Below are 12,077 nucleotides of genomic sequence, written 5' to 3'. Positions count from 1 at the left end.
TGCTATAAGTTACATCCACCTATAACATTGCGTTATAAGATTCAGTTTTACTGAAGCAAAGATGGTTTCTCTTTGTATATTTTCCAAATTAATTCGCCAAATAATGTATTGGTCCAGGCAAACCAATGTCTGGTGAATTTTTTTGGATCGTTTTTATGGAAGGATTCATGCATAAATCCTGTTCCGCCGTGTGTACTCACCAAGGTTTTGATACAGTTGCGGATCTCCTCATCATTTGTCGACGTCTGTGCGCGCATAATAATGGACATCGGCCAAATCATGTCACGACCGATGTGCGGACCGCCAATGCCTTCGGCTGCAGTACCTTTAAAGAAGAATGGGTTCTTGTCAGACAGAACAAAATTACGTGTGCGCTGATAGACTTCATCATGGATGTCGACGGCGCCTAAATAAGGCAGAGCCAATAAACTTGGGATATTGGCGTCATCCATCATTAAGTGACTTGAATAGCCGTCTACTTCAAAAGCATAGATCTTTCCCAGTGTTGGGTGATCGATAATTCCATATTTATTTACGGCTGCTTCTACTTCATTGGCGAGCGCTTCCATTTTTGATGCAAGTGCCTGTTCGTTTTTAACCTTTTTAAGAATTTCAGCAGCTTGTCTCAAGCTAACAACCGCAAATAAGTTGGAAGGAATCAAAAACGAGAAAATAGTTGAATCATCCGAAGGTCTAAAGCTCGAACAGATCAAACCCACGGGGTTGACGGGATAACCATAGCCATCAACCTGTAAGGTGTCGGATCCTCTGGAGGTTGTCCGTTCAAATTTATAAGGTCCTAAATTATCTTTACGTTGCTGTTCAACAAAAGTCTGATAAATTTTATGTTGAGCTTCCAGCCATTCTTCGTTAAATGGGCTGCTGTCATTTGTTTCTTTCCAATAATGATAAGCCAGTCGAATCGGATAACATAGCGAGTCGATTTCCCACTTCCTTTCATGGATTCCGGGTTTCATGCTGGTATGGTCACTAAACCATTCTCCCTTTTTAGTTGGATCATTGTAAAAAGCATTGGCATATGGATCGATGTTAATGCATTTGCTCTGTTTTTGAATTAAACCAACGATGAGATCCTGTAATTTTTTATCTTTTTTCATGAAAGGAAGATAGGGCCATACCTGAGCACTACTGTCACGAAGCCACATGGCGTCAATATCTCCCGTGATGACGTAGGTATAGTTTCTTCCATTCTGAACATAAGGGAATACTGTGGTGTCCAATGTGTTCGGAAAACAATTGTTAAATAACCAAGCTAACTCCTTATTTTTTGTGTTTTTTTGAAATTCTGCGATAGCATCTTCGACTACTTTACTGGAAAAAAGTCGTTTTTCTTTAGGCGTACGCACGGCAGGAAAAGAATGTTCCTGAGCAAAAGAAAATTTGCTTGCAAATGCACCTGCTGTCAATAAGGTTGCGTTTTGGATAAATGTTCTGCGTTTCATGCTTATTAGGGCTGATTTTTTGTTATACAAGGTTATTTACTAAGATGCAAGATATAAATATTTTTGAATATAACGAACAGCAAATACGATTTAGCATTATAATATTGACTTCGAATGTGAATAAAGTCATTTTTATTCGGTTAATTTGCAGTTAGGAATGCATTTTGCTAGAAGAAATAATCTTTGAAATAATTTTATGGGGCTTAATATATCAAAAAAAAGTAATTTACTTCGAATTGTGCTGGCTGGCATCGGGGTAAGTGCCTCCTTTGCAGGGTTTGGGCAAATTAAAAGTCAGCCGTATTCGTATCATTTCTATCAGAAAATGAACGATGTTGTGTATTCAACGGAGACGAGAATGCACACAACAGCTAAACCATTTGTCATCAAGGATTCTTTGTTGCTGGCCAAATTTGACTCGATACAATCCAATAAACCGGTTTCTTCGTCAAATTGGTTCATGCGGAAGATCTTTAATGAACATCTGGTTCAAGTAGAAAAAGACGATTACACGTTCTATGCCGACTTTTTGCCGGATATGTATATCGGAAAAGATATGCAGGGTGACAAACGTCGGACATGGATGAACGGAAGGGGATTTCAGGTAGGACTGAATGTGGGGAATAAATTCACATTTAACTCATCTGCATTTGAAAGCCAGGCGGTTTTTCCAAAATATCTGGATGATTATATCGTGGCTAATAAAGTAATTCCCGGTCAGGGAAATACCAAATTTCAGTCGAAAAATAAAATGGACTGGATGTATGCGACCGCAAGCATGACCTACGATGCGCACAAATATATCCAAGCGACCATCGCGTACGACAAGAATTTTATTGGTGATGGTTATCGTTCGATGTTGCTTTCTGACTTTTCATCTAATTATGCGCATCTGAAACTGACCGGTACGATCGGGAATGTACAGTATACTTCCATCTGGGCCTATATGAATGATCCAACGCATCCGAGACAAGATATCAGTGGGACCTACCCTATGGAAGGGCAAAATAACAGACGTTTGGGCGATGGAAAAAAATGGGGAGCCTTTCAATACCTGGATTGGAATGTGACCAATAAATTATCCGTTGGTTTCTTTCAGTCTGTCGTTTGGGCAGCACAAGATGAGGGTGGAAAAAGAGGATTTGACTTCAGTTATTTGAGTCCGATTATCTTTATACGTCCTGTCGAGAGCAATAACCGCACATCGCCGGATAAAATGTTTTTAGGGGCTACTTCAAAATATAAATTGCCTTATAACTTGACTGTTTATGGTCAGTTTCTATTGGGCGAATTTACGGCTAAGGAATTTTTTGCGGGCAACGGTTATGCACATAACAAATGGGGAGCGCAGTTGGGGCTAAGAGGCTACGACATGTTTGGTGTCAAAAACCTAAACTTCCTAGCGGAGTACAATACAGCTAGGCCTTATACCTATGCACACTTTAAATCCTATTCCAACTACAGCAACAATGCCGAACCATTGGCGCATCCAAAAGGTGCTAACTTCAGGGAATTGGTCGGTCTGGTAAACTACGCTTGGGACAGATGGGACTTTTCATTGCAGGGGATGTATACACAAAATGGACTGGATCTGCCTGACGGAAGCAATATGGGAGGGAATATCTTTCAATCGTATACCACCATTCCAAATATGTATGGAAACCATATTGCGCAAGGGATCAAAAATAATATCTATTATGCCGATGCGAAAGCAGCATATGTACTCAATCCCAAATATAATCTTCGGCTAGAATTAGGCTATATGCAACGTTATGCCAAAGCACAGTACGAGACGCCTGTCGTGAATAAATCAGGGGTGTTTACATTTGGACTTCGTTCGAGCTTCAGAGCAATCTATAATGATTTATAGGAAGTTTTTATATATTTGAAGCACATTATTGAGCTTATGAAAACATCATGATTATTCAAGCCTTATATGGAATGTATAATTATGATGTTTCTTGTTTAATAAAACTGTTTCATAGCCTTCGAGGTCTCTGCTACAGCTACCAAAGGTAGCCGGCATGGATCGAATCGCTAATATTGTCTAAATTATTAAATACGGATGAAAAAAATCCTTGTGTTAAATGGCCCAAATTTAAATCTATTGGGTGTTAGGGAAAAGTCAATCTATGGAAGTCAGGATTTCCTGAGTTATTTCGAGGACTTGAAAAAACGCTTTTCAACGATTCAACTGGAATATTTTCAGAGCAATTCCGAAGGGATATTAATTGATAAAATTCATGAGGTTGGCTTTGAGTACGATGGAATTGTAATGAATGCTGGCGCATATACGCATACCTCTGTTGCTATTGGTGATGCTATTGCCGCTGTTCAGACACCGGTCATTGAAGTTCACATCAGTAATGTGTATCAACGGGAGGAATTTCGTCATCATTCTTTCTTGGCCAAAAATTGCAGGGGAGTGATTTGTGGTTTCGGATTGGATAGTTACCGGCTTGGCATCGAAGCGCTGTTAGTTTAAAAACTTATCGGTAAAAGCTTAGTTTGGTTCTCATCAGCAATGCTGCAGGTATCATGTAACGCATTGAAAAGTGTCGTGGCTACTTCTGAAAAATGGTATTTTAGTGAAATCAGCATGCGAAGCATAATATACCTTTATAAAAAGAAAAGCGGGAATTCCCGCTTTTCTTTTTATAAAGGTATATTATGCAATAAGATTTCTTATTTCTATTTCATCTGCTTTGATCTGCGCTTTCATTTCCTCCAGTGAGTCAAAACGTTCATCGTGGCGGATAAAGTGAAGGAATTTGACGCGTAGTGTTTTGCCATAAATATCCTGATCAAAGTCAAATAGACTGATTTCAATCGCACGATTCATTCCGTCAACAGTAGGCCTTGTACCAATATATCCCATACCCTTAGCGATTGAAACAGGATTCTCTTCTTTATACTCGCCTGTAGTGATATTTTGGATATGATTGTATATATAGACCTCAACGGCATAGATACCGTAGGCAGGAATGAGTTTATGAGGTTCATGCACCTGTAAATTGGCTGTCGGAAATCCAATGGTACGCCCGATTTGATCCCCTCGGATCACAGTTCCTGTCAATTCAAAAGGATAACCTAAATACAGGTTGGCCGTTTTGATATCACCTTTAATGAGTGCTTCACGGACACGGGTGGAAGAGACGGCAATATCATTGATATCCTGTTCTGGGATTTCGTCCACACTATAATCAAATATCGAAGCAAATTGTTCCAAGTCTCCTAAGGAACCTTTGCGGTCTTTTCCAAAATGATGGTCATATCCGATAACAATCTTTTTGGTGCCCAATTTTCCTACAAGCACATTGCTGATATATTCTTCAGGAGTCTGATTGGAAAAATCACGGGAGAAGGGGATAATGATCAAATGGTCAATACCCACTTTGCTTAATTGGCTCACTTTCTCTTCAATATCATTTATTAGCCGTAAGCTATCATCATCTGGATTAATAATTAACCGGGGATGAGGAAAAAAAGTAAGCAATATGGTTTCGCCGTTAATCTTTTGTGCAGCCTCCTTTAAGTGGACTAATATTTTTTGGTGGCCGATATGAACACCGTCAAAAGTACCAATGGTAACGACTGCATTTTCAACGGGAGTGAAATCTTCTAAACTTCTGTAGATTTTCATTTATAGGATTTTTTGCAAAAATAAGATAAAGAATCAATAAAAAGTGCCGATAGGGTTATTTAATGATTTCTTTATGACGTTTTATTTCGGCGATAAGCTGTTCGAGGTTCCAAGCGTTTTCGACACGATAATCACCACTTTTGGTTCGTCTTAATGAACTTAAATGTGATCCACTCTGTAATACTTTTCCAAAGTCGTACGCCAAGGATCGGATATATGTACCCTTTGAACAGGAAATACGAAAATATACGTTGGGAAGTTCAATCTTCTCAATTTCAAAGCTATTGATCCGTACCTGCCGGGATTTTATTTCGACATCTTCACCGCGGCGTGCTTTTTCATAAACACGTTCCCCATTGATCTTTATGGCAGAGTGTGCTGGAGGAAATTGTTGGATATCACCCACAAATGATTTTGCAGCATCCAATATCATTTGTTCGTTAATATGTGTGATCGGGAATGTCTCGTCAATTTCGGTTTCCAGGTCGTAGGAAGGGGTAGTGCCTCCTAGTGTAATTGTACCTGTATATTCTTTGTCTTCAGCCTGATAGCTGTCGATCTTTTTTGTTAATTTACCGGTGCAGACAATCAATAATCCTGTTGCCAAAGGATCCAGTGTGCCTGCATGGCCAACTTTTAATTTTAATGGTTTTAGTGAGTTCCTGACTTTACCTACAACGTCGAAACTTGTCCATGTCAAAGGTTTATCAATCAACAACATTTCGCCTTCAGCAAAATTAAACTCTGCTGAGTTTTCACCAACCTCTCTGTTTTCCATGAAAAAATTTTAGATAATTTGTAAACTATGACCCGAAAGCAGTAATACCAGTATAATAACGCCAATCACTATTCTGTACCACCCAAAGGCCTTAAATCCATGCTTTGTTAAAAATCCAATAAATGATTTGATGGCAATAATTGCCACAACAAAGCCGATGAGGTTACCAACGATAAGCAAGTTGAGTTCTTCACTTGTAAATGTATTTCCTTCTTTGAAAAACTTCAGGAGTTTAACCGCTGATGCACCAAACATCATTGGTAAAGCTAGGAAAAATGAAAACTCCGCTGCCGCTTTACGTGTTAATTTTTCTGCCATACCACCGATAATGGTACTTGCAGATCGAGATGTGCCCGGAATTAAAGCAAGGCATTGATACACACCGATCATAAAAGACTGTTTATAGGAAATTTCGTCCGAATCTTCAACAGTAGGTTTATTAAACCACTTGTCTACAAAAAGAAGCACAACACCACCAACGACCAGCATAATGGCAACCATCAAGGGGCTTTCTAAAAGTGAATCGATGAAATCATTGAAGAGTAATCCCAGCACCGAGGCTGGAATAGCCGCAATCACCAGTTTGTAATAGAATGAAAGCGATTTAAAAAACCTTTTATAATATAAAACGAGAACGGATAATATTGTTCCCAATTGAATGACAATTGTAAATAATTTAACAAACGCTGAGGGTTGAATACCCATCAGAGCGGTTGCGATAATCATATGACCTGTGGAGGAGACAGGCAAAAACTCCGTTAATCCTTCGATGATAGCGAGGATGATAGCTTCAATAATAGACATCTGTTTTTAATAAGATTATTCTTCAGTTTTCGTTGTTTTGGGACGATATAGGATCGCAACAAAGCCTAAGGCAAAGCCAAGGACAACAACAATAGGGGCTAACGTAATTTTGGTAAAACTATAAATATCAGTTTCACCTGACATCAGGGCAAAGCCGATGACAACAATGATCAGACTAGCTATAAAAAGCTGATAATTTAATTTGGAAAATACGAAAGAACCTTTATTCACAGATTCTGTAGATTTCTTAATTTGAGCCATTTTTATCTATATAAATCGTTAGATTGAGCTTTTAAATATTTCGTCACAGCAAAGTAGGTGCTGAGGCCTGAGATTAAAATTCCGATGAAGATAACCCCTAAAAAGATAACGGCAAATTCAAACCAGTTGCGCAGAAATACCAATTCAGGTATCTGTTGTTGCGCAAATTTGAGCGTCAATATCAACAATAAAATCGCGATCAGTGAACCAAGCAATCCATGAATAATACCATAAGTGATAAAAGGTTTGCGAATAAAGTTCTTGGTCGCACCGATTAACTGCATGCTTTTAATTAAGAAACGCTGCGAGTAAATGGCTAGACGTATTGTATTGTTGATTAAGGCAACGGCAATAATCAAGAGAATAACAGCGAAGGCTAAAACAATCATACCAATAATACGTACATTTTTGTTGACCATATCAATTAACGATTCTTGATAAACCACCTCTTTTATTCTATTATTTTTAGAGATTTTTTCAATGAATGTCTTGATACTGTCTGTATTGGCGTAATTTTCCTTCATATAGACATCCAAAGAAGGTAATAATGGATTATGCCCAAGATATTGCACAAAATCTTCACCGAGATCTTCTTTCAGGTTTTTCGCAGCGATTTCTTTGCTGATGTATACTGAACGAAGCACATAAGGATCTTTTTCAAGATCTTTTTGTAAGGAGAGCACGTCACCCTCACTGGTGCCATCGTTTACAATGACATTCAGGACAATGTTTTCTTTAACGTACTTTGAAAGATTTTTAGCGTGCACCAATAATAAGCCCAACATACCTGTCACCAAGAGCACCAGCGCGATGCTGATCACTGTGGAAACATAGACAGACTTTGTTTTTCTTTTTTGTGTGCTTAATTCGTATTCTGACATAATAAGCAAAAATTTATTTGCGAAAGTAACTAATTGAGCGGAAGATTTCGAATTTATCTTGTAATTACTTTGATAAAAATCAATTCGAATTTTGTTTTCTACCTATGTTTAAATAACTTTTCAATACTAGAATTTATTGTTCAAACTACAAAACTTTTATCACATTTCAGTATTAAAATCGTAATTTCGCAAGTCATAAAAATTCCTTACGAACAAAAATGGAGTATAATCACAAATCATTAGAGAAAAAGTGGCAAAAGTTTTGGGCGGATCATCAAACCTATAAAACATCAGATGCACACCAGAAGCCAAAATACTATGTGTTGGATATGTTTCCTTATCCATCTGGGGCGGGACTACATGTTGGTCATCCTCTGGGATACATTGCTTCGGACATCTTTTCAAGATATAAACGATTAAAGGGCTTCAATGTACTACACCCAATGGGGTATGATTCCTTTGGACTTCCTGCAGAACAATATGCGATTCAAACGGGTCAACACCCTGCTGTTACAACCGAAGCAAATATCAATCGTTACCGCGAGCAGATGGATAACATCGGTTTCTCTTATGACTGGAGTAGAGAAGTCCGTACTTCTGAACCTGAATATTATAAATGGACGCAGTGGATTTTTATGAAATCATTCGATTCTTGGTATAATAAAGAAACGGATAAAGCGGAATCCATTGATACATTGATTGCGAAATTTTCTTCAAACGGTTCTACAGCTGTTCAGGCAGTCTCTGACGAAGATGTATTAGTATTCACTGCAGAGGAATGGAAATCTTTTGATGAAGAAACACAACAGCGTGAGCTGTTAAAATATCGCATTGCTTATTTGCGCGAGAGTACGGTGAATTGGTGTGCTGCCTTAGGAACAGTATTGGCCAATGATGAGGTGATCAATGGTGTTTCTGAACGCGGCGGTTACCCGGTTGAACAAAAGAAAATGATGCAGTGGTCTATGCGCATTACGGCGTATGCTGATCGCCTGTTGAAAGGTCTGGATACCATTGATTGGCCAGAGCCCTTGGTAGAAATGCAACGTAACTGGATTGGTAAATCTGTCGGCGCTTCGGTGAAATTCCCCGTTCCGCAGCTGGATACCGCGATAGAAGTTTTCACAACACGTGTAGATACCATTTTCGGTGTTTCATTTGTTGTTTTAGCACCGGAACATGAATTGGTCGCATCGTTGACGACAGCCGAACAAAAAGCTGAAGTTGAAGCTTATATTGAGAAAACATCAAAAAAATCCGAATTGGATCGTATGGCTGATACCAAAACAGTGTCGGGTGCTTTCACAGGTGCTTATGCCAAACATCCTATTTCAGGTCGGGATGTCCAGATCTGGATTGCGGATTACGTGCTTGCCGGATATGGTACAGGAGCTGTAATGGCGGTGCCAAGTGGTGATCAACGTGACTATGTTTTTGCCAAACATTTTAATTTAGAAATTATTCCGATTTCGGATACACAGCAGATTGAAGAAGAAGCTGATCCAAATAAGGATGGAAAATATATCAATTCGGATTTTATCAATGGTATGACCTATCAGGAGGCTGTACCTGCGCTGATCACTAGGCTGGAAGAATTGAAATTGGGTAAGGCGAAAATCAACTTCCGTATGCGTGATGCCATTTTTGGACGTCAGCGTTATTGGGGCGAACCTGTACCTGTTTATTTTAAAAATGGTCTTCCGTACCTTATTAAAGAAGAAGAACTACCCTTATTGTTACCTGAGGTTGATAAGTACTTGCCAACAGAGTCCGGAGAACCTCCTTTAGGGCGTGCGAAGGACTGGAAATATGAAGATCAGTATGAATATGAGTTGAGTACAATGCCGGGTTGGGCCGGTTCTTCATGGTATTGGTTCAGGTACATGGATCCAAAGAATGAAGATAGCTTTGCTTCAAAGGAAGCTGTTGATTACTGGAAAGCCGTTGATTTATACATTGGTGGGTCAGAGCATGCGACAGGTCACTTGTTGTATTCACGTTTTTGGAATAAGTTTTTAAAAGATCTTGGCTATCATAATGAAGAAGAGCCTTTCCGAAAACTGATCAATCAGGGGATGATTCAGGGACGTTCAAATTTTGTTTACCGTGTACTCGATGAAGAGGGCAGAGGAACCAATCAATTTGTGTCCTATGGCTTGAGAAATGATTACAATACAATTCCTTTGCATGTGGATGTCAATATTGTGTCGAATGATGTTTTGGATCTGGAAAAATTCAAAAACTTCAGACCTGATTTTGCGAATGCTGAATTTGTATTGGAAAATGGCAAATACATCTGTGGCAGTGAGGTCGAGAAAATGTCTAAATCAAAATTCAATGTCGTTAATCCAGATGATATCATTGAGACTTACGGCGCTGATACCTTACGTCTTTATGAAATGTTTTTGGGACCACTGGAACAGGCCAAGCCTTGGAACACCAATGGTATCGAAGGTGTTTACAAGTTTTTAAAGAAAGTATGGCGCCTGTTTCACGATGCCGAAGGTAGTTTTAATGTATCGGATGAAGAGCCTTCAAAGGCCGAGTTTAAAGCTTTACATAAGATTATTAAGAAAGTGGAAGATGATATCGAGCGTTTTTCGTTCAATACCTCTGTTTCGGCCTTTATGATCTGTGTGAATGAATTGACCGATTTGAAATGTAATAAACGCCAGATATTGGAGCAACTTGTTATCGTTCTTCAATCTTATGCACCACATATTACGGAGGAATTGTGGAATTTATTGGGGCATGAGGCAGGTACGCTTTCTCAGGCAACTTATCCTACATTTAAACCAGAATATCTAGTCGAGTCTGAATTTGCATATCCGGTCTCTTTCAATGGTAAGATGAAGTTCAATCTATCACTCGCTTTGGATTTGGATCAACAAACCGTTGAAGAAATGATCAAGGCACATGCGGATGTGCAAAGGCATCTGGACGGCAAGCCTATTAAAAAGATCATTTTTGTAAAAGGAAAAATAATCAATATTGTAGCTTAGTCCAAACTGCTATCAAGAATAAAAGCCATTTTGTCCCAGTGATAAAATGGCTTTTTAGGCTAATACGTCCTGAAAGGCAATTGTTTTATCAAAAATTGATTTAGCGTATGGGCAATTTGGAATAATCTTGGCCTCGTTTTTCCGGGCATAATCCACTGCTTCAAGAACGAGTTTTTTACCGACACTCATCCCTTTATATTCGTCATATACCTCGGTGTGGTCTATGGAGAACTCGTTCTCAGTCTGCCATGTATATTCTAAAATCCCAGCCTCATTATTATCCACCTCGGCGATGAAATTACCTCTGTCATCTCTTTCGATATTTTTTACTTCCATAGTGTTTTTTTCAAAATAACGTCCAAAAGATATTTTTGTTTTATCAAAGTTTCCAATTTTTACTTAGCAAAGTATACAATATGCAGCTATCTATGAGCCTTCTCATTTTTGAATTTAGGTGAGACGGCGACCGAATGCTGTATATGGCCTGTCGTTTTGTTACTAAACAGCGTTGCCAAATTTAAGTATAAAAGAATGGTGTCTGTATGCTGGCCTCTGCTGAACGTATTAAAAGAACAAAAAATGAATATCTTTTCCTTCGTGAATCTTAGGAGAATTAGGTGATCGACTATCTGATTTCTCCTATTTTTTTTGTACCTTTGCAATTATCTCCTTAGAACACCTCGCATTTTTATCTTTTTCACCAAAGCTCTAAAGGTCCGAAACCTCCTCGGGAACATTTTATTTTAATCCATATTGAATGAGCAAAAGCCAAATTACATTTAACAAAAAAGAACGAGAAAAAAAGAAACTACTCAAAAAACAGCAAAAAATTGAGAAAAAAGAATTCAATAAAACAAACAACGACAAAGGAAAATCTTTGGAAGAATTGTTTGCTTATGTTGATGAACACGGGAATATCTCAGACAGACCTGCGATAAAATTGAAAGAAGGAGAGAGTCCAAGCATGACTTCAAACCATCATGACGAGTACTCTTTCGGAAAAGTTGTCCATTACAATGCAGAGTCCAATTATGGATTCATTAGAGACAATGACACCCAGCAATCTATCTATTTCAATGACCGTCTTGTCGGACAAAAATTGAACTTGAATCAGAAAGTGAAGTTTAAATTCAAAAGTGCTAAACAAGGCGCTCAGGTCACTGAGGTTTTGATTGAGTACTAGTAAACGAAGGTTCCGCTTGTGCTAAAAGCGTTGAATTATAAAGCCCTCAAGCACTTCTTAGT

At 38.6% G+C, this 12,077-nt stretch carries 11 protein-coding genes; 4 read left to right on the top strand and 7 right to left on the bottom strand.

The features are described 5' to 3' along the window. Nucleotides 1-47 precede the first annotated feature (47 nt). Nucleotides 48-1,463: a glycoside hydrolase family 125 protein gene (locus DCO56_RS02925; protein ID WP_108632245.1), complete on the bottom strand. Its 1,416-nt coding sequence runs from the start codon at nt 1,461-1,463 to the stop codon at nt 48-50. A 196-nt stretch (nt 1,464-1,659) separates the two neighbouring features. Here DCO56_RS02925 and DCO56_RS02920 point away from each other — a divergent pair, with 196 nt between their 5' ends. Both DCO56_RS02920 and aroQ read left to right on the top strand, forming a co-directional pair. Then, nucleotides 1,660-3,333: a gliding motility protein RemB gene (locus DCO56_RS02920; RefSeq protein ID WP_241254972.1), complete on the top strand. Its 1,674-nt coding sequence runs from the start codon at nt 1,660-1,662 to the stop codon at nt 3,331-3,333. Nucleotides 3,334-3,528: 195 nt separating this feature from the next. Next, a complete protein-coding gene (gene aroQ, locus DCO56_RS02915; RefSeq protein ID WP_108632244.1) occupies nt 3,529-3,948 on the top strand; it encodes a type II 3-dehydroquinate dehydratase in 420 nt (139 codons plus the stop codon). Nucleotides 3,949-4,131: 183 nt separating this feature from the next. Here aroQ and DCO56_RS02910 read toward each other — a convergent pair whose 3' ends face one another. Genes DCO56_RS02910 through DCO56_RS02890 form a run of 5 tightly spaced genes read right to left on the bottom strand, consistent with a single transcriptional unit; the run spans nt 4,132 to nt 7,830 of the window. Next, nucleotides 4,132-5,106: a bifunctional riboflavin kinase/FAD synthetase gene (locus tag DCO56_RS02910; protein WP_108632243.1), complete on the bottom strand. Its 975-nt coding sequence runs from the start codon at nt 5,104-5,106 to the stop codon at nt 4,132-4,134. A 55-nt stretch (nt 5,107-5,161) separates the two neighbouring features. After that, nucleotides 5,162-5,884 carry a tRNA pseudouridine(55) synthase TruB gene (gene truB, locus DCO56_RS02905; RefSeq protein ID WP_108632242.1) on the bottom strand — a complete coding sequence of 241 codons (723 nt, stop codon included), beginning with the start codon at nt 5,882-5,884 and terminating at the stop codon, nt 5,162-5,164. A gap of 9 nt (nt 5,885-5,893) precedes the next feature. After that, nucleotides 5,894-6,688 (bottom strand): undecaprenyl-diphosphate phosphatase, encoded by a 795-nt coding sequence (locus tag DCO56_RS02900; RefSeq protein ID WP_108632241.1) that lies wholly within the window; start codon nt 6,686-6,688, stop codon nt 5,894-5,896. Between the two features lie 15 nt (nt 6,689-6,703). Beyond that, a complete protein-coding gene (locus DCO56_RS02895; protein ID WP_104382545.1) occupies nt 6,704-6,949 on the bottom strand; it encodes a DUF3098 domain-containing protein in 246 nt (81 codons plus the stop codon). A gap of 2 nt (nt 6,950-6,951) precedes the next feature. After that, on the bottom strand, nt 6,952-7,830 hold the full coding sequence (locus DCO56_RS02890) for a cell division protein FtsX (protein WP_108632240.1): 879 nt from the start codon (nt 7,828-7,830) through the stop codon (nt 6,952-6,954). 218 nt (nt 7,831-8,048) lie between these two features. Here DCO56_RS02890 and leuS point away from each other — a divergent pair, with 218 nt between their 5' ends. Next, entirely contained in the window at nt 8,049-10,832 is a 2,784-nt protein-coding gene (gene leuS / locus DCO56_RS02885) for a leucine--tRNA ligase (RefSeq protein WP_108632239.1), read from the top strand. Nucleotides 10,833-10,886: 54 nt separating this feature from the next. On the opposite strand, the gene DCO56_RS02880 is transcribed toward leuS, so the two are convergent. Continuing rightward, nucleotides 10,887-11,168 (bottom strand): GNAT family N-acetyltransferase, encoded by a 282-nt coding sequence (locus tag DCO56_RS02880; protein WP_108632238.1) that lies wholly within the window; start codon nt 11,166-11,168, stop codon nt 10,887-10,889. Between the two features lie 421 nt (nt 11,169-11,589). Here DCO56_RS02880 and DCO56_RS02875 point away from each other — a divergent pair, with 421 nt between their 5' ends. Further along, nucleotides 11,590-12,015, top strand: a complete 426-nt coding sequence (locus DCO56_RS02875) for a cold-shock protein (RefSeq protein WP_108632237.1) — start codon at nt 11,590-11,592, stop codon at nt 12,013-12,015. Nucleotides 12,016-12,077 lie beyond the last annotated feature (62 nt).

The sequence above is a fragment of the Sphingobacterium athyrii genome (assembly GCF_003071065.1).
GTDB lineage: Bacteria > Bacteroidota > Bacteroidia > Sphingobacteriales > Sphingobacteriaceae > Sphingobacterium > Sphingobacterium athyrii.
The sequence above is the reverse complement of the archived record's forward strand: the minus strand, read 5'-3'. Positions and strand labels throughout refer to the sequence as shown.

Coding starts and splice junctions, on each gene's coding strand:
- DCO56_RS02925 (WP_108632245.1), bottom strand. CDS start 1,463: ATGAAACGCAGAACATTTATCCAAAACGCAACCTTATTGACAGCAGGT.
- DCO56_RS02920 (WP_241254972.1), top strand. CDS start 1,660: ATGGGGCTTAATATATCAAAAAAAAGTAATTTACTTCGAATTGTGCTG.
- aroQ (WP_108632244.1), top strand. CDS start 3,529: ATGAAAAAAATCCTTGTGTTAAATGGCCCAAATTTAAATCTATTGGGT.
- DCO56_RS02910 (WP_108632243.1), bottom strand. CDS start 5,106: ATGAAAATCTACAGAAGTTTAGAAGATTTCACTCCCGTTGAAAATGCA.
- truB (WP_108632242.1), bottom strand. CDS start 5,884: ATGGAAAACAGAGAGGTTGGTGAAAACTCAGCAGAGTTTAATTTTGCT.
- DCO56_RS02900 (WP_108632241.1), bottom strand. CDS start 6,688: ATGTCTATTATTGAAGCTATCATCCTCGCTATCATCGAAGGATTAACG.
- DCO56_RS02895 (WP_104382545.1), bottom strand. CDS start 6,949: ATGGCTCAAATTAAGAAATCTACAGAATCTGTGAATAAAGGTTCTTTC.
- DCO56_RS02890 (WP_108632240.1), bottom strand. CDS start 7,830: ATGTCAGAATACGAATTAAGCACACAAAAAAGAAAAACAAAGTCTGTC.
- leuS (WP_108632239.1), top strand. CDS start 8,049: ATGGAGTATAATCACAAATCATTAGAGAAAAAGTGGCAAAAGTTTTGG.
- DCO56_RS02880 (WP_108632238.1), bottom strand. CDS start 11,168: ATGGAAGTAAAAAATATCGAAAGAGATGACAGAGGTAATTTCATCGCC.
- DCO56_RS02875 (WP_108632237.1), top strand. CDS start 11,590: ATGAGCAAAAGCCAAATTACATTTAACAAAAAAGAACGAGAAAAAAAG.